The 17,397-nt window shown below is 70.7% G+C and carries 14 protein-coding genes and 2 tRNA genes; 12 read left to right on the forward strand and 4 right to left on the reverse strand.

The features are described from left to right. The first annotated feature begins 377 nt into the window (after nucleotides 1–377). Together STTU_RS22260 and STTU_RS22265 are read left to right on the forward strand one after the other, a co-directional pair. Nucleotides 378–572 carry a hypothetical protein gene (locus tag STTU_RS22260; protein WP_009065301.1) on the forward strand — a complete coding sequence of 65 codons (195 nt, stop codon included), beginning with the start codon at nucleotides 378–380 and terminating at the stop codon, nucleotides 570–572. 143 nt (nucleotides 573–715) lie between these two features. Then, the gene (locus STTU_RS22265; RefSeq protein ID WP_007827082.1) at nucleotides 716–1,021 is read left to right on the forward strand and encodes a hypothetical protein; all 306 of its coding nucleotides are present in this window, start codon (nucleotides 716–718) and stop codon (nucleotides 1,019–1,021) included. A 783-nt stretch (nucleotides 1,022–1,804) separates the two neighbouring features. Here the strand turns inward: STTU_RS22265 and STTU_RS22275 are convergent. After that, nucleotides 1,805–1,878 (reverse strand) — tRNA-Gly (locus tag STTU_RS22275). 638 nt (nucleotides 1,879–2,516) lie between these two features. On the opposite strand from STTU_RS22275, the gene STTU_RS22280 reads away from it, so the two are divergent. From STTU_RS22280 to clpX, 5 genes are all read left to right on the forward strand, one after another. After that, a tRNA-Pro gene (locus tag STTU_RS22280) sits at nucleotides 2,517–2,593 on the forward strand. Nucleotides 2,594–2,846: 253 nt separating this feature from the next. Continuing rightward, nucleotides 2,847–4,235, forward strand: a complete 1,389-nt coding sequence (gene tig, locus STTU_RS22285) for a trigger factor (protein ID WP_009065295.1) — start codon at nucleotides 2,847–2,849, stop codon at nucleotides 4,233–4,235. A gap of 386 nt (nucleotides 4,236–4,621) precedes the next feature. Continuing rightward, the gene (locus tag STTU_RS22290) at nucleotides 4,622–5,227 is read left to right on the forward strand and encodes an ATP-dependent Clp protease proteolytic subunit (RefSeq protein ID WP_010271700.1); all 606 of its coding nucleotides are present in this window, start codon (nucleotides 4,622–4,624) and stop codon (nucleotides 5,225–5,227) included. A 117-nt stretch (nucleotides 5,228–5,344) separates the two neighbouring features. Continuing rightward, complete coding sequence (locus STTU_RS22295) at nucleotides 5,345–6,016, forward strand: ATP-dependent Clp protease proteolytic subunit (RefSeq protein ID WP_007827091.1); 672 nt, start codon at nucleotides 5,345–5,347, stop codon at nucleotides 6,014–6,016. A 194-nt stretch (nucleotides 6,017–6,210) separates the two neighbouring features. Then, nucleotides 6,211–7,497: an ATP-dependent Clp protease ATP-binding subunit ClpX gene (gene clpX, locus STTU_RS22300; RefSeq protein ID WP_007827092.1), complete on the forward strand. Its 1,287-nt coding sequence runs from the start codon at nucleotides 6,211–6,213 to the stop codon at nucleotides 7,495–7,497. Nucleotides 7,498–7,580: 83 nt separating this feature from the next. On the opposite strand, the gene STTU_RS22305 is transcribed toward clpX, so the two are convergent. Continuing rightward, entirely contained in the window at nucleotides 7,581–8,609 is a 1,029-nt protein-coding gene (locus STTU_RS22305; RefSeq protein WP_043256014.1) for a hypothetical protein, read from the reverse strand. 199 nt (nucleotides 8,610–8,808) lie between these two features. Between STTU_RS22305 and STTU_RS22310 the strand changes: the two genes are divergently transcribed. Then, nucleotides 8,809–11,430: a valine--tRNA ligase gene (locus tag STTU_RS22310; RefSeq protein WP_007827095.1), complete on the forward strand. Its 2,622-nt coding sequence runs from the start codon at nucleotides 8,809–8,811 to the stop codon at nucleotides 11,428–11,430. Nucleotides 11,431–11,738: 308 nt separating this feature from the next. On the opposite strand, the gene STTU_RS22315 is transcribed toward STTU_RS22310, so the two are convergent. Together STTU_RS22315 and STTU_RS22320 are read right to left on the reverse strand one after the other, a co-directional pair. Next, the gene (locus STTU_RS22315) at nucleotides 11,739–12,287 is read right to left on the reverse strand and encodes a hypothetical protein (protein ID WP_007827097.1); all 549 of its coding nucleotides are present in this window, start codon (nucleotides 12,285–12,287) and stop codon (nucleotides 11,739–11,741) included. A 93-nt stretch (nucleotides 12,288–12,380) separates the two neighbouring features. Next, nucleotides 12,381–13,391 (reverse strand): rod shape-determining protein, encoded by a 1,011-nt coding sequence (locus STTU_RS22320; RefSeq protein WP_199785036.1) that lies wholly within the window; start codon nucleotides 13,389–13,391, stop codon nucleotides 12,381–12,383. A gap of 108 nt (nucleotides 13,392–13,499) precedes the next feature. On the opposite strand from STTU_RS22320, the gene folC reads away from it, so the two are divergent. The 4 genes from folC to STTU_RS22340 all read left to right on the forward strand — a co-directional run bounded on the left by folC (nucleotide 13,500) and on the right by STTU_RS22340 (nucleotide 17,332). After that, nucleotides 13,500–15,020: a bifunctional tetrahydrofolate synthase/dihydrofolate synthase gene (folC, locus tag STTU_RS22325; RefSeq protein ID WP_007827101.1), complete on the forward strand. Its 1,521-nt coding sequence runs from the start codon at nucleotides 13,500–13,502 to the stop codon at nucleotides 15,018–15,020. Between the two features lie 2 nt (nucleotides 15,021–15,022). After that, nucleotides 15,023–15,385 carry a DUF4233 domain-containing protein gene (locus tag STTU_RS22330; RefSeq protein WP_007827103.1) on the forward strand — a complete coding sequence of 121 codons (363 nt, stop codon included), beginning with the start codon at nucleotides 15,023–15,025 and terminating at the stop codon, nucleotides 15,383–15,385. A 157-nt stretch (nucleotides 15,386–15,542) separates the two neighbouring features. Beyond that, on the forward strand, nucleotides 15,543–15,956 hold the full coding sequence (gene ndk, locus STTU_RS22335; protein WP_007827104.1) for a nucleoside-diphosphate kinase: 414 nt from the start codon (nucleotides 15,543–15,545) through the stop codon (nucleotides 15,954–15,956). Nucleotides 15,957–16,312: 356 nt separating this feature from the next. Beyond that, entirely contained in the window at nucleotides 16,313–17,332 is a 1,020-nt protein-coding gene (locus tag STTU_RS22340; protein WP_029397024.1) for a rod shape-determining protein, read from the forward strand. Nucleotides 17,333–17,397: the final 65 nt, after the last annotated feature.

Consider the following 17,397-nt stretch of genomic DNA (forward strand, 5'->3'; position numbering starts at 1 on the left):
GCCGCGCTCTGCCTGTGCGAGCCGGGACGCGGCAGGGGGCCGGGCGGGGCGGCCGGAAAATCCCCGCCGTTCCGGCGGCTCGCGTTCCGCTTTTTTCCCGGGCTTTACCGCTCATTTCCGACCGGCGCGCGACCGGCGTGCGGGGCTTCGCGTGCGCTGCCCGTCATCTCGCGCGCCCCCGTTCTGCCCCACATACCTCAGAAGGCGTCCGCCGCCTCACATATGGCCTGAACGCCTGGGCCGGTGGACCCCCCTTGGCCGACGTTGCCTCACTCGCCGCATAGGAGGGCCCTGTTGGTGGCACGATGGTTCTGGCGGGGGCGTGCGGCTGTGCACCTCCCGGGCCGGGAGCAGACCGACCGAGGGTGTGATCAGTTATGGCCATTTCGCTGTCAGTGGTGGTGCTGTTGGCGGTCATCCTGGTGGTGCTGCTCCGCGGCGGCTCCATCAAGGCCGGTCCCGCCATCGTCGCGGTGCTCTTCGGCTTCTTCCTCGCCTCCAGCGGCATGGCGCCCTCGATCCAGCGCTTCCTCGACTCGATAGCGCAGACGATCAACCAGATCAGCTTCTGAGACGGGGCGAGGACCGGCTCCAACCAAACCGGTCCGCGCCAGACCGGTCCGTGCCAAACCGGCCCCGGGCAGACCGTCCGCCCGGCCGCGCCCGAGTGAAGCCCCCCGGGGAGACCGCTCCTTCGCTCTGATGTGATCCGGGCGTGACACTCCCCGCTCCCGCGCCCTCCTCCCGGAGCACCCCGGTCCCCTGGTCCCTGTGGCTCGGCGCCTTCTCGGTCGGGGGCTGGTTCTGCTGCCCGCTCTGGATCGTCACCTCGCCCGTGCTGCTGCCCCTCGCGCTGGCCGGAGCCTTCCGAGGCGTCCGCGAGTACCGGACCGCCCGCCGCGCGGCGGCCGCGGTGGGGAAGGCCGTCCTCGGCCTTGTGCTCTCCGTGCTCGGCGCGGCGGCTGCCACGGCCTACCTCGTGTACGTCGCAGCACACCCGGACCTGATCGCCGAGGACTGAGGGGCCCGACTCACGCCCCAGCCCCGGTGAGTCCGTGACCCCCGCCCTGGTGAACCCCGCCTCCTGGCCCCCGTGGCCTCTGCCGCGCGGCCGTCTGCCGTCGGCGCCCATGCACCTCGATCGAGGGCTGGTGAACGCGGCCGTGGAGTTGATGGACCGGCGGTGGCCGGCGGCGGAGCCGGGTGGGGCGGCGGCCGTGCGGCTCGCGGACGGCGGGGTCTTTACCGGCGTCGGGCTGGACAAGCTGCACGGCTCGGTCGCCCTGTGCCAGGAGACCGGCGCGTTCGTTCAGGCGTACATACGCGGGACCGGGACGTGGTCGCCTCCGTATGCGTGTGCCGTGACCTGGAGCACGGGCGCGTGCTGATCCTGCCGCCCTGCGGGATCTGCCAGGAGTGGCTGGCGCTGTGGGCCCCGGGGTCGAAGTGGCGGCCCCGCGCGAGGACGACCCGAAGACGTGGGAGCCCCCAGGACGCTCGCCGAGGTGAACCCGTACTGCCGGGGCCGCCAGTTCGCCGACGACAAGGGGACGGACCTCGGCCTGCCCATGAGCGACGACCGGTAAGCGGGCCGGAAGGCGACAAGGCGGCATCGGTCAGGCGAACCTCCGCATCCTGGGGCCTCGTCACCTCGTGCCCGTACCCACCGAGCCACTCCGCGAGCCTCCCGGTCTTCCCGCCCCGCGCAGTACTCGCCCACCTCCGTACCGCACTCGCCCATGCCTCCCACACACAACAGGGCCGCCCCGGAAGCGAACTTCCGGGGCGGCCCTGTTGTCCTGCCTGGAGCGGGCGACGGGAATCGAACCCGCGTAGCCAGTTTGGAAGACTGGGGCTCTACCATTGAGCTACGCCCGCATCACGTCCGGTGACGGCTTCCGCCGCACGGCACGGGCAGCATCGTAGCGGTTCGCCGGGGCCCGGCGCACACCCCTTCCACTCCCGCGCGTCCGCCGCACCCGCCCCACCTCACCCCGTGCCCCGCCCACAGGTCGCTCGCGTGCTCCCTCAGCGCGTCGCCCCGCGTCCTGCCCGCACGTCACCCGGCGTCCCGTCCGCACGTCGCCCCCGTCCCGTCCGCATGTCACCCGTGCCCCCTCCGAGCGTCACCCCGTGCTCCGCCCGCACCCCACCCACGTCCCCGCCCACACGTCGCGCACGTGCTTCCTCCGTACGTCGCCCCGCGTCCCGTCCGCACGTCGCTCGTGCCTTGCTCGCACGTCGTCCACGCGTTCCCTCCGCACGTCACACTGCGTCCAGCCCGCACATCACCCGGCGTCCCGTCCGAGCGTCACCCCGTGCCCCGCCCGCACCCCACGCCAAGTCCCGACCCGCCCCAACCCCACGCCCACACATCACCCCCGCCCCGCCCGCACGTCCCTCCACCCCCTCACCCCACCCCCACCCCCCAACCCCCCACATCACCCCACATCCCCTCCCGCGTGCCGCTCGTGAGCTACGCGGGCGCGAGCCATGTACCCTACGATCCGCACCAGCGGGGTGTGGCGCAGCTTGGTAGCGCGTCCGCTTTGGGAGCGGAAGGCCGTCGGTTCGAATCCGGCCACCCCGACCATCAGCACCAGCAGCAAGATCGCTGCCGTACCAGCGGCAGGATCGCATTGCGGGTCTCCTCACGCGCACGGTTACTATGCAAGCTGCGTGCCCGTGTGTCCGCGTTTCCGGTGAACGTGCCCAGAGCCTCAACGGCCCTGGAGCGTCGTGCCCATCGAAGAACGTGCCGGATGCCCCCGGGCCCTCATCGTCCGGTCCGCACGAACGGTGTGGCCGCGCACCACCCAGAAGTCAGCCACCAAGGAGACCTAACCGTGAAGAGCGCCGTGGAGACCCTGAACCCGACCCGGGTTCGGCTCACTGTCGAGGTGCCCTTCGAGGAGCTCAAGTCCAGCCTCGACGCGGCGTACAAGAAGATCAACCAGCAGGTCACGGTGAAGGGCTTCCGCAAGGGCAAGATCCCGGCCCGCGTCATCGACCAGCGCTTCGGCCGGGGTGCCGTGCTGGAGGAGGCCGTCAACGACGCGCTCCCGAAGTTCTACACCGAGGCCGTCAACGAGGGTGAGCTGAACGTCCTCGGCCAGCCCGAGGTGGACATCAAGGAGCTGAAGGACGGCGAACTGCTCTCCTTCACCGCCGAGGTGGACATCCGCCCCGAGCTGGAGATCCCGGACTACAGCGGCATCGAGGTCGAGGTCGACCCGATCGAGGTCAGCGAGGAGGACGTCGACAAGGCCGTCGAGGAGCTGCGCGAGCGCTTCGCCTCGACCTCCGCCGTCGAGCGTGCCGCCGAGGACGGCGACGTCGTCACGATCGACCTGGAGGCCAAGGTCGAGGGCGAGGTCCTGGAGGACGGCATCGCCAGCGAGGTCTCGTACACGATCGGTTCGGGCGAGCTGCTCGACGGTATCGACGAGGCCGTCAAGGGCCTGGAGGCCGGTGGCGAGGCCACCTTCACCTCCGAGCTGAAGGGCGGCTCCGCGGCCGGCAAGGAGGCCGAGGTCGCCGTCAAGGTCTCCAAGGTCGAGGCCCGCGAGCTTCCCGAGCTGAACGACGACTTCGCCCAGATGGCGAGCGAGTTCGACACCCTCGAGGAGCTGCGCGCAGACAGCCGCAAGCGCCTCGAGAACATGAAGCAGTACGACCAGGCCACGCAGGCCCAGGAGCGCGTCCTCGACAAGCTCCTGGAGCTGGTCGAGGTCCCGATCCCCGAGAAGCTGCTCGCGGACGAGATCGAGACCCGCAGCCACAACCTGGAGCACCACCAGCTCCCGCAGATGGGCCTGGACCTCGACAAGTACCTGGAGATCCAGGGCAAGACCGCCGAGGAGTTCAAGACCGAGACCGAGGAGCAGGCGGTCAAGGGCATCAAGACGCAGTTCGTCCTCGACGAGCTCGTCTCCCGCGAGAAGCTGAACGTCTCGCAGGAAGAGCTGACCGAGCACCTGCTGCGCCGTGCCGCCTCCTCCGGCATGAGCCCCGACCAGTTCGCCCAGGCGGTCGTCGAGGGCGGTCAGGTCCCGATGCTCGTGGGCGAGGTCGCCCGCGGCAAGGCCCTCGCGACGGTCGTCGAGGCCGCCACGGTCAAGGACACCAACGGTGAGGTCGTCGACCTCAGCGACGACGAGGACGAGGAGGAGACGGCCACCGAGGCCGTCGAGTCCGCCGAGGACGCCGCCGAGCCCGAGGCCGAGTCCAAGTAAGCACCGGTACGACATGAGGGGCCCCGGGATCACACCGATCCCGGGGCCCCTCACGCGTCCGCCCCGAAGCGCGCCCCTAACCGGCGTCCGCCCCGAAGCGCGCCCCGGCCCGCGAAACCGGCCCGTCCGGCGCTCGAGGACGGGGCCGACCGCCGGGCCGGGCCGATCTCCGTCCCCCGCCGGCGGAACCTGCGCTCACAGCGAACAGTTCCGAATGCGGGATGGCCTGCGCCGACCCGCGCGTTAGGGTCCTTGAATACGAGGGCAGGGGAGTCCCCGAAGCCCCGTCGAGCACGGCGGGCGGCCGGGGTCCCAGGCTCCAGCAGACGACGTAAGACGGCCCGGTGCCGTCGTCAAGACGAGCAGGTGGATACGTGACGAATCTGATGCCCTCCGCCGCCGGCGAAGCCTTCAGTGGTGGTGGTCTCGGCGACCAGGTCTACAGCCGACTGCTCGGCGAGCGGATCATCTTCCTCGGCCAGCAGGTGGACGACGACATCGCCAACAAGATCACCGCACAGATGCTCCTCCTGGCGGCCGACCCGTCGAAGGACATCTACCTCTACATCAACAGCCCCGGCGGCTCGGTGACCGCGGGCATGGCGATCTACGACACCATGCAGTACATCCCCAACGACGTGATCACGATCGGGATGGGCATGGCGGCCTCCATGGGCCAGTTCCTCCTCACCGGCGGCACGCCCGGCAAGCGATTCGCCCTGCCGAACACCGACATCCTCATGCACCAGGGCTCCGCCGGAATCGGCGGTACGGCCTCGGACATCAAGATCCAGGCCGAGTACCTGCTGCGCACGAAGAACCGGATGGCCGAGATCACCGCCCGGCACTCCGGCCAGACGATCGAGAAGATCATCAGGGACGGCGACCGCGACCGCTGGTTCACCGCCGAAGAGGCCAAGGACTACGGCCTCATCGACGAGATCATCACGGTCGCCTCCGGCGTCCCGGGCGGCGGCGGCACCGGGGCCTGATCCCGGCCCCGCCGGTACCGGGGCCCGCGCGGTCCCACCGGGACTCCTCCGTCCCGCCCGGACCCGCCCCCGGTCCGTGCCTCTCCTGACGAGACCCCCCGCCCGAAACGCCACAGGATGGTGAACACACACATGAACAACTTCCCCGGCAGCGGCCTCTACACGGGCCCCCAGGTGGACAACCGCTACATCGTCCCGCGCTTCGTCGAGCGCACCTCGCAGGGCGTGCGCGAGTACGACCCGTACGCGAAGCTTTTCGAGGAGCGCGTGATCTTCCTCGGCGTGCAGATCGACGACGCCTCGGCGAACGACGTCATGGCGCAGCTCCTGTGCCTGGAGTCGATGGACCCCGACCGGGACATCTCCATCTACATCAACAGCCCCGGCGGCTCGATGACCGCGCTCACCGCGATCTACGACACGATGCAGTTCGTGAAGCCGGACATCCAGACCGTGTGCATGGGCCAGGCCGCCTCGGCCGCCGCCGTGCTGCTCGCCGCCGGCGCCCCCGGCAAGCGGATGGCACTGCCCAACGCCCGCGTCCTGATCCACCAGCCCTCCAGCCAGACCGGCCGCGAGCAGCTCTCCGACCTGGAGATCGCGGCCAAGGAGATCATGCGTATGCGTACGCAGCTGGAGGACATGCTCGCCAAGCACTCGACGACGCCGATCGAGAAGATCCGCGACGACATCGAGCGCGACAAGATCCTCACGGCCGAGGACGCCCTCGCCTACGGGCTTGTCGACCAGATCACCACCCCGCGTAAGGTGGTGGGTTCCGCCGCCTGAGTGTGGTGGATTCCGCCGCCCGAGCGGTGGTTTCAGCGGGATTCCCGAGTACCGGGCCCCCTCCCGGTTCGGTCACAGTCCGTGTGATCCGTGCCGAGGGGGGCCCGGACCGGGCTCCCGGCAAGGTACCGTCGAGTTGAGGGACCAGGAGTCCGCGCGTCGAGCGCGTCTCCCAGGCGAAGGGGAAGCACCTCGTGGCACGCATCGGTGACGGCGGCGACCTGCTCAAGTGCTCGTTCTGCGGGAAGAGCCAGAAGCAGGTAAAGAAGCTCATCGCAGGTCCCGGTGTGTACATCTGCGACGAGTGCATCGATCTCTGCAACGAGATCATCGAGGAGGAACTCGCCGAGACCTCGGAGGTGCGCTGGGAGGAACTGCCCAAGCCCCGCGAGATCTACGAGTTCCTGGAGGGGTACGTCGTCGGCCAGGAGCCGGCGAAGAAGGCCCTCTCGGTCGCGGTCTACAACCACTACAAGCGCGTCCAGGCCGGTGAGAACGGCGGGCCCACGGGCCGGGACGACGCGATCGAACTGGCCAAGTCCAACATCCTGTTGCTCGGCCCCACCGGCTCCGGCAAGACCCACCTCGCCCAGACCCTCGCCCGGATGCTCAACGTCCCGTTCGCCATCGCGGACGCGACCGCGCTCACCGAGGCCGGCTACGTCGGCGAGGACGTCGAGAACATCCTCCTCAAGCTCATCCAGGCGGCCGACTACGACGTCAAGAAGGCCGAGACCGGGATCATCTACATCGACGAGATCGACAAGGTCGCCCGCAAGAGCGAGAACCCGTCGATCACCCGCGACGTGAGCGGCGAGGGCGTGCAGCAGGCGCTCCTGAAGATCCTGGAGGGCACCACGGCCTCCGTGCCCCCGCAGGGCGGACGCAAGCACCCGCACCAGGAGTTCATCCAGATCGACACGACGAACGTCCTGTTCATCGTGGGCGGCGCCTTCTCCGGTCTGGAGCGCATCATCGAGGCCCGCGCGGGCGCCAAGGGCATCGGCTTCGGCGCCACGATCCGCTCCAAGCGCGAGATCGAGTCGAGCGACCACCTGCGCGAGGTCATGCCCGAGGACCTCGTGAAGTTCGGGATGATCCCCGAGTTCATCGGCCGCCTGCCCGTCGTCACCTCGGTGCACAGCCTCGACCGCGAAGCCCTCCTGCGCATCCTCGTCGAGCCGCGCCACGCGCTCGTCAAGCAGTACCAGCGCCTCTTCGAACTCGACGGCGTGGAGCTGGAGTTCGAGCACGAGGCGCTGGAGGCCATCGCCGACCAGGCGATCCTGCGCCAGACCGGCGCCCGTGGCCTGCGCGCCATCATGGAGGAGGTCCTCCAGCCGGTCATGTACGAGGTGCCCTCGCGCCAGGACGTCGGCCGCGTCGTCATCACCGCCGACGTCGTCCGCTCCAACGTCAACCCGACCCTCATCCCGCGCGAGGCGCGCGGCCGGGGCGCGGGCGAGCAGAAGTCGGCCTGAGGCCGCCCGCGTTCACAGGAACGCGGAGACGAGAAGGGGGCGGGCGCCTTGAGCGGGCGCCCGCCCCCTTCCGCGTACCACCGCTACTTCTCGACCCGTACTTCCTTGCGCAGCTTCGCCGTCAGCGCTGCGGTCTTCGGCAGGCTCGGCGCCTCCTCCAGCATCACGTCACCGAGGTTCGTCGGCATCGCGACGGCCATGGTGGAGTGGTCGGCCCAGGCGCAGACCGCGATCTTCATCTTCGAGGGGACGCCGTTCTGCCCGCCGCCCTCCATCTCGCTCGTCGCCTGCTGGCACTTGAAGACCGCGCCGTCGCCGCCCGCCGGCTTGAACTCCTTGGGCGCCCCGACGAACGTCGGACCCTCGGTGCCGCCCTTCTTCTTCGAGCGGTCCGTGAGCACCTTGAACAGCGCGTCGACCGCCTTCTCCGGGTTCTTGAGCTTCCCGTAGGCGCCCGCGTAGCTGAGCAGGTCGATGTCCTTGAGGTCGGCCATCGTCTGCGCGGTCGACGGGTCGGCGGTCTGGTAGTCGGCGCTGAGGACCTCGTCCACCTCCGCGTCGACCCCGTACTTCTTCATCTCCTGGACGTCCTTCTCGGAGAAGTCGTCCTCGCCCGCGCCGTCCTTGCTCTTCCGGTACGTGTCGAGCACGGCCTGCGGAGCGGTCAGCTTGTGCGGGCCGTCGTCGGGGAGCCCCGAGCCGCCGTCCGAGCCGCCGAGGACGAAGTACGCGCCCACGGCGAGCGCCACGACGACGGCGGCCCCGCCGATGATCAGCCCGTTCCGCCTGCCCCTGCCGCCGCCGGTCGGTGCCCCGGCCTGCGGGGGGCCGGGCATGCCGTGGCCCTGCTGCGGGACATGCTGCCCGTAGGGGCCCGGCTGCTGGGCGTACGGTCCCGGCTGCTGCCCGTACGGCCCCGGCTGGGCGCCGCCCTCCTGCGCGTACGGGTTCGGCGCCTGTGGGCCCCCGCCCTGCGGCGGGGCGCCGTAGGGCCCCGGTTGCGGTGTCCCGTACGGCCCCTGCTGCGGATACCCGTACGGGTTCGGACCGTTGCCCCCCGGAGGCTGCTGCGGTTGCGAGCCCCCGTAGGGGCCCGGCTGCTGCTCGCTCATGCTGGGCTTCCCTCTCACTGCGAACTTCGGACGTCCGGCGCCGCCTGTCGCGTACGCGACAGTCCGTGCCGCAGCCATCCTGTCCGAAAGCCGTCCGCGCGGGGCGGGCGGGGACCGCACTGTTACCAAGCCGGAGCGTCCCGGCGGCGCCCCGGAAACCCGGTACGGGGCAGTTGCCCCGCCGCTCTAAACTGGCCGGGTGACCGAGAATTCTCAGCAGACTCCAGCGCCCGCCTCCGACCTGCCGACCCAGTACACGCCGGCCGACGTAGAGGGGCCGCTGTACGAGCGCTGGGTGGAGCGCGGCTACTTCGAGGCCGACGCGAAGAGTGAGAAGCCCCCGTACACCATCGTCATCCCGCCGCCCAACGTCACCGGCTCCCTCCACCTGGGCCACGCCTTCGAGCACACGCTCATCGACGCCCTCACCCGCCGCAAGCGCATGCAGGGGTTCGAGACGCTGTGGCAGCCCGGCATGGACCACGCGGGCATCGCGACCCAGAACAAGGTCGAGCAGCAGCTCGCCGGTGAGGGCAAGTCCCGCCACGACCTCGGCCGCGAGGCGTTCATCGCGCGCGTGTGGCAGTGGAAGGAGGAGTTCGGCGGGAAGATCCTCGGCCAGATGCGCCGCCTCGGCGACGGCGTCGACTGGTCCCGCGAGCGCTTCACGATGGACGAGGGCCTCTCGCAGGCCGTCCAGACCATCTTCAAGAAGCTCTACGACGACGAGCTGATCTACCGCGCCGAACGCATCATCAACTGGTGCCCGCGCTGTCTCACCGCGATCTCCGACATCGAGGTCGAGTACCAGGACGACGACGGCGAACTCGTCTCGATGCGGTACGGGGACGGGGACGAGTCCATCGTCGTCGCCACGACCCGCGCCGAGACGATGCTCGGTGACACCGCCGTCGCGGTCCACCCCGACGACGAGCGCTACCGGCACCTCATCGGCAAGCTCATCAAGCTGCCGCTGACCGACCGCTCCATCCCCGTCGTCGCCGACGCGCACGTCGACCCCGAATTCGGCACGGGTGCCGTCAAGGTCACCCCGGCGCACGACCCCAACGACTTCGAGATCGGCCGTCGCCACGAGCTGCCGACCCTCACCGTCATGAACGAGCGCGCGATCATCACCGTCCCCGGCCCCTTCGAGGGCCTGGACCGCTTCGAGGCCCGCTCGGCGATCGTCGCCGCGCTGCGCGAGGACGGCCGGATCGTCGCCGAGAAGCGCCCCTACGTCCACTCCGTCGGGCACTGCTCGCGCTGCGGCACCGCCGTCGAGCCGCGCCTGTCGATGCAGTGGTGGGTCAAGGTCGGCCCGCTCGCGAAGGCGGCCGGCGACGCCGTCCGCGATGGACGCGTCAAGATCCACCCGCAGGAGATGGAGAAGCGGTACTTCGACTGGGTCGACAACCTGCACGACTGGTGCATCTCGCGCCAGCTCTGGTGGGGCCACCGCATCCCCGTCTGGTACGGGCCCGCGGGCGAGATCGTCTGCGTCGGCCCCGGCGAGGAGCCGCCGAGCGGCGAGGGCTGGCACCAGGAGACCGACGTCCTCGACACCTGGTTCTCCTCCGGCCTGTGGCCCTTCTCGACCCTCGGCTGGCCCGAACAGACCGACAGCGTCGCGAAGTTCTACCCGAACTCCACGCTCGTCACCGGCTACGACATCCTCTTCTTCTGGGTCGCCCGGATGATGATGTTCGGCCTCTACGCGATGGACGGCACCCCGCCGTTCTCCGAGATCGTCCTGCACGGCATGGTCCGTGACCAGAACGGCAAGAAGATGTCGAAGTCCTTCGGCAACGCCGTCGACCCGCTCGACTGGATGGACAAGTACGGCTCCGACGCGCTGCGCTTCACGCTCGCGCGCGGCGCCAACCCGGGCGTCGACGTGCCGATCGGTGAGGAGTGGGTCCAGGGCTCCCGCAACTTCACCAACAAGCTGTGGAACGCGACCCGCTTCGCGCTCATGAACGGCGCCACCGTCGAGGGCGCACTGCCGCCCGCCGAGCGGCTTTCCGCGACCGACCGGTGGATTCTCTCGCGGCTCGGCGAGGTCACCGCGCAGGCCGACGCGCTCTACGACGACTACCAGTTCGCGAAGCTCTCCGACCTCCTCTTCCACTTCGCGTGGGACGAGGTCTTCGACTGGTACGTGGAGCTGTCGAAGTCCGTCTTCCAGGCGGGCGGGCGGCCGGCCGAGGACGCGCGCCGCGTGCTCGGCGAGGTCCTGGACGTCACCCTGCGCCTCCTCCACCCGATCGTCCCCTTCGTCACCGAGACGCTGTGGACGACGCTCACCGGGCGCGAGTCGATCGTCGTCACCGACTGGCCGAAGGACTCCGGCTTCCGGGACGCCGCGGCCGAGGCGGAGATCGCCACGCTCCAGCGCGTCATCACGGAGGTCCGCCGCTTCCGCGGCGACCAGGGCCTCCAGCCCGGCCAGCGGGTCCCGGCCCGCCTGGACCTGGACGGCACGCCGCTCGCGGCGCACGAACCGGCCATCCGCCAGCTCCTGCGCCTCCAGCCCGAGGGCGAGGGCTTCACGGCCACCGCGACGCTCCCGATCGAGGGCGCGCAGGTCGCGCTCGACCTCTCCGGGACGATCGACGTCGCCGCGGAGCGGAAGCGGCTCACGAAGGACCTCGCCGCGGCCGAGAAGGAGAAGGCGCAGGCCGAGGGGAAGCTCGGCAACGAGGCGTTCCTCGGCAAGGCGCCGGAGCCCGTCGTGGAGAAGATCCGCGGACGGCTGCGGAAGGCCGAGGAGGACATCGTGCGCCTGACGGGGCAGCTGGAGAAGCTGCCGCAGGGCTGACACCCGGCCGTACGGAAGTGGGGGGTCGGCACCGGGGCGGTACGGAAGTGCTGGGTCGGCACCGGGCCGGTACGGGGTACGGAGGTCAGGGCTGACACCCGGCCGCACGGAAGGGCGGGGCCGACGCCTGGCCGGTACGGAAGTGCGGGGCCTGCACCCGGCCCCTACGGAGGTTGAGCGCCGGCACCCCGCCGTACGGAAGTCCGGAGTCGGCTTTCGGCGTGCGGAAGTAAGGAGGCCCGGCGCCCGCGTTCCCGCGCGGGGGCCGGGCCTTCGCGGGCACGGGGGTCGATCGGGACACGCCGGACTCAGTGCTCGGTGGTGGACGCGCCCCCCAGTCCCAGCCTGCGCAGCTCCGCGCCCGCCAGCGCCTCCAGCGTGGCCGGGTCGGCGTCGCGCCAGCCCTCGGCCAGACGGCCGGGAGTCGCGCCCGTCAGGGTGGCGGTGCGGCCCACGTCGTCCAGGGGACGCATCAGCGCGCGCAGGGCGAGGAGTTCGCGGCCGTCCTCGGAGGCGGCGAGGGCGTGCGCCGCGCTCGCACGGCGGTGCCAGCGCATACGGCGCGGCACCCACCAGCCGATCGCGGGCACGCTCGCGAGAAGGAAGACCGCGAGACCCGCCGCCGTGACGAGGTGCGGCCACTGGACGGGGTCGATGAGGGACAGCATGTCCTGCGCCGGTTTCGGCAGCAGGCGCCACCACGAGGCCGGCCCCGCCGCCGAGAGGCGCGCGGCGATGCCGCCCGCGAGCTGATGGAGGACCGCGGCCCCGAAGGCCCATGTGGTGACCCACGCGAGGAGTGCCAGGTCACCGGCGAGCTGACGGGCCGCCCGGCCCGGATTCTGCGCATACCACATAGGCGCATTGCACTATTTATCGGCTCGTTACACCGGTGACCGCGCCGAAGGCGGGCGAGGCCGTACCCCGTGTGGCGGACCGCGAGGGCGCGCTCACCCCTCCTGGAGCACGTCCCGCAGGGTGTCGAAGTGGTCCACGCACTCCCCGCAGCCCCGCGCCACGCACTCCAGCGGCTCGTCGGCGACGAACACGGGGATACCGGTCGCCGAGGACATCCGCAGATCCAGCCCCGGGAGCAGCGCGCCGCCCCCGGTCAGCACGATCCCGTGCTCCATGAGGTCGCCCGCCAGCTCGGGCGGGCACTCCTCCAGCGTCTCGCGCAGCGCCCGGATCATCGCCTCCACGGGCTCGTCGAGTGCCCGGCGGATCTCGGGGGCGGTCAGCTCGACCCGGCGCGGCAGCCCCGCGATCTTCTCGCGGCCCCGCACCTCGTACGTGCGCCCCTCCAGCTCGGGGTCCTCGGGCACGGGCCAGGCCGACCCGATCGCGATCTTGACGTTCTCGGCGGTGCGCTCGCCGATGAGCAGACCGTGCTTCTTGCGCACGTGGTCGGTCACGGCGGTGTCCAGGACATGGCCCCCGACCCGCAGCGAGCGTGCCGTGACGAGGCCGCCGAGCGAGAGGACGGCGACCTCCGTCGTACCGCCGCCGATGTCGACGACCATCGAGCCGCGCGCGTCGCCGACCGGCAGGCCCGCGCCGATCGCCGCGGCCATCGGCTCCTCGATCACGTACACGCTCCGCGCCCCCGCCGAGTGCGAGGCCCGCACGAGCGCCCGGCGCTCGACGGGCGTGACGCCGCTCGGGACGCACACGACGAGCCTGATCCGCGTCGAACGGCGCGGCGCCGCCTTGCGGATGAAGTACCGGATCATCTCCTCGGTCGCGTCGAAGTCGCTGATGACGCCCGCCTCCAGGGGCCGCACCGCCGTGATCGTGCCGGGGGAGCGGCCCAGCGTCTCCTTCGCCTCGGTGCCCACGGCGACAGTCGTGCCCTTGCGGCCCTGGCGCACCGCGACGACCGAGGGTTCGTTCAGCACGATGCCCTTGCCCCGCACATACAGAAGGGTGTTCGCGGTGCCGAGATCAATGCCTATGTCCATGATCGCCAAGTGTGCCTGATTATCCGGTCATACGGGTCCGCGGGGTCCCCGCGGACTCCTGGCGAGGCTGCCGCCCGGAGTGTCCGCGGCGCTCCGTAGACTGGCGGCGTGAGTGAGCAGCCCCCGCACGACGACCGTACCGACGGCGACGACGAGCACTTCGACCGGATCATCGACGCCGAGACCGAGAGGGACCCGGACCTCGCGGTGATCGAGGCCGGCAGCCGTACCCTGCGCGCCCAGGCCGGGCCGCCGCAGGCCGATGTCCCCGCGCGGCCCGAGGACCCGGAGGTGGACCGGGCGCTGCGCGAGGTGGAGACGGAGCTGTCCACCCGCTGGGGCGAGACCAAGCTCGAACCCTCGGTGAGCCGGATCGCCGCGCTCATGGACGTGCTCGGCGAACCGCAGCGCTCGTACCCGTCGATCCACATCACGGGCACCAACGGCAAGACGTCCACGGCCCGCATGATCGAGGCCCTGCTCACCGCCTTCGACCTGCGCACCGGCCGCTACACCTCGCCGCACGTGCAGTCGATCACGGAGCGCATCTCGCTCGACGGCGCCCCGATCAGCGCCGAGCGCTTCATCGAGACGTACCGCGACCTCAAGCCGTACATCGAGATGGTCGACTCCCGGCAGGAGTACCGGCTCTCCTTCTTCGAGGTGCTGACCGGCATGGCCTACGCGGCCTTCGCCGACGCGCCCGCCGACGTCGCCGTCGTCGAGGTCGGCATGGGCGGCAGCTGGGACGCGACGAACGTCATCGACGCGGACGTCGCCGTCATCACCCCCATCTCCCTCGACCACACCGACCGCCTCGGCAACACGCCGGGCGAGATCGCCGTCGAGAAGTCCGGGATCATCAAGCAGGACGCGACCGTCGTCCTCTCCCAGCAGCCCGTGGACGCGGCGCAGGTCATCCTCAAGAAGGCCGTCGAGCGGAACGCGACCGTCGCCCGCGAGGGCATGGAGTTCGGGGTCGTCTCGCGCCAGGTCGCCGTGGGCGGCCAGCTCCTGACGCTGCGGGGGCTCGGCGGCGAGTACGAGGAGATCTTCCTCCCGCTGCACGGCGCCCACCAGGCGCACAACGCGGCGGTCGCGCTCGCCGCCGTCGAGGCGTTCTTCGGCGTCGGCTCGCAGCGGCCCGAGCCGCTCTCGGGCGAGGTCGTGCGCGCCGCCTTCGCGGCCGTCTCCTCGCCGGGCCGCCTGGAGACCGTGCGGAAGTCGCCGACCGTCGTCGTCGACGCGGCGCACAACCCGGCGGGCGCGCGGGTCACCGCCGAGGCGATCGGTGAGGCGTTCGACTTCTCGCGGCTCATCGGGGTCGTCGGCGTGAGCGAGGGCAAGGACGCGCGCGGGCTCCTCGAAGCCTTCGAGCCGATCATGGCCGAGGTCGTGATCACGCAGAACACGAGCCACCGGGCGATGGACGCGGACGCGCTCGCCGCGCTCGCCGTCGAGGTCTTCGGCGAGGACCGCGTCCAGGTCGAGCCCCGGCTGCCCGAGGCGCTGGAGGCGGCGGTGACGCTCGCCGAGGAGGAGGGCGAGTTCGCCGGCGGCGGCGTGCTCGTGACCGGTTCCGTCATCACGGTCGGCGAGGCCCGGCTGCTCCTGGGAAGGAAGGGCTGACCGTGCGGACGCTCTGCGCTTCGACGCTCATCGGCGAGTTCCTCATCATCGGCTTCGCCGGTCTCGTCGCGATGAAGATGGACGACCTCGGGCAGGGCACGGTGTGGGGGGTGTGCGGGGGCGCGATGCTCCTGTGCGTACTGCTCTGCGGAGTGGTGACGCGCCCCGCGGGGGTCGCGCTCGGGTGGGTGTTGCAGGTGGCGCTGTTCCTCTCGGGGTTCGTCGTGCCGGTGATGTTCATCCTGGGGGCGGCGTTCGGCGGGCTGTGGTGGGCTTCCGTGAAGTACGGGCGGAAGATCGACGAGGCAAAGGCGCGGTTCGCCGCTCTGGCCGCTCAGGAGGAATCGGCGGCCTCCGCGGGATGAGCCTCGAGGGGCTCCGCCCCACACCCCGCTCCTCACACGCCGGAGGGGTTGGATTCTGGTGGTCCTTGCCGCTCGGGCTCGGCCTGCGTACAGGCTTTCGGTGGCGTCCGTATACGCTTCCCTGACCGTAGGCCCCCGTACCAAGGAGAAACCCCGCATGTCCCAGCGCACGCTCGTTCTGCTCAAGCCCGACGCCGTACGTCGTGGGCTGGTGGGGGAGGTCATCGGCCGGATCGAGCGCAAGGCCGGCTGGAGCGTCACCGCGCTCGAACTGCGCGAGCTGGACCGCGGGACGCTGGAGACGCACTACGCCGAGCACGTGGGCAAGCCCTTCTACGAGCCGCTCGTCGCGTTCATGCTCTCCGGCCCTGTCGTCGCGCTCGTCGTCGAGGGCGAGCGGGTCATCGAGGGCGTCCGTACGCTCGCCGGTCCGACCGACCCGATCGCCGCGGCGCCCGGCTCGATCCGCGGGGACTTCGGCACCATCGTGCGCGAGAACCTCATCCACGCCTCGGACTCCGAGGACTCCGCCGAACGCGAGCTGAAGATCTTCTTCCCCGGCCGCTTCTGATCCGGCTTCCGCTTCCGGGTATCGAAAGTCCAAAAAGATGCGGTGCCCGTTTCGGGGCATTCCCGCGGCCGTAAGGTGAAGGCGATCGGAAATTCCGGTCGCCTTCTGGCATATGCGCCCACGTTCGGGGGAACCCGTGCCCCATATGGCACGTCTCCACAGGCGAGGCGTGCGCCCATCGGCGCAGAATCCCGTACGGGAGCGCGTACCCTCGCGCCGAGCCCTGTCGGGCGCGACTACGATGGAAGCCGCTCCTCAGGCAGCACCCACCGCGAGCAAAAGCACCCACCGCGCCGTTCCTGAAAAGCCGTCAACGCTCCACTTGGGAAGGCCAGACGATCCTCATGGGGAACTCAATGTCGTTCATCGGCCGTGATATGGCTGTCGACCTCGGGACCGCCAACACGCTGGTGTACGTGAGGGGCCGAGGGATCGTTCTCAACGAGCCGTCCGTCGTCGCGATCAACACCAATACGGGCGGAATCCTCGCCGTCGGTGCGGAAGCGAAGAAGATGATCGGCCGCACCCCCGGGAACATCGTCGCCGTCCGCCCCCTCAAGGACGGCGTGATCGCCGACTTCGAGATCACGGAGCGGATGCTCCGCTACTTCATCGTCAAGATCCACAAGCGCCGCTACCTCGCCCGCCCCCGCATCGTCGTCTGCGTGCCCTCCGGTATCACCGGGGTCGAGCGCCGCGCGGTGATCGAGGCGGCGACCCAGGCCGGGGCGCGGCAGGTGCACATCATCGAGGAGCCGATGGCCGCGGCGATCGGCGCCGGGCTCCCGGTGCACGAGGCGACCGGCAACATGGTCGTCGACATCGGCGGCGGCACCACCGAGGTCGCCGTCATCTCGCTCGGCGGCATCGTCACCGCGCAGTCCATCCGCGTCGCGGGCGACGAGCTGGACAACGCGATCATCCAGCACATCAAGAAGGAGTACAGCCTCCTCCTCGGCGAGCGCACCGCCGAGCAGATCAAGATCACCATCGGTTCGGCGTACGACCTGGAGAACGACGAGCACACCGAGATCCGTGGCCGCGACCTCGTCTCCGGGCTCCCGAAGACCGTCGTGATCTCGGCGGGCGAGGTGCGCAAGGCGATCGAGGAACCGGTCAACGCGATCGTCGACGCGGTCAAGACGACGCTCGACAAGTGCCCGCCCGAGCTCTCCGGTGACGTCATGGACCGGGGCATCGTTCTCACCGGGGGCGGCGCCCTGCTGCGCGGCCTCGACGAGCGGCTGCGCCGCGAGACCGGGATGCCGATCCACATCGCCGAGGACCCGCTCGACTCCGTGGCGCTCGGCTCCGGCAAGTGCGTCGAGGAGTTCGAGGCGCTCCAGCAGGTGCTGGACGCGCAGCCGCGCCGCTAGCTCTCCCGGCCCGCGGGGACACGCGTCCCGCGGGCCCGCCCCGCCGAAGGCCCGCAGCGGCCCAG

Origin of the sequence: Streptomyces sp. Tu6071, from assembly GCF_000213055.1 — a bacterium.
Lineage (GTDB): Bacteria > Actinomycetota > Actinomycetes > Streptomycetales > Streptomycetaceae > Streptomyces > Streptomyces evansiae.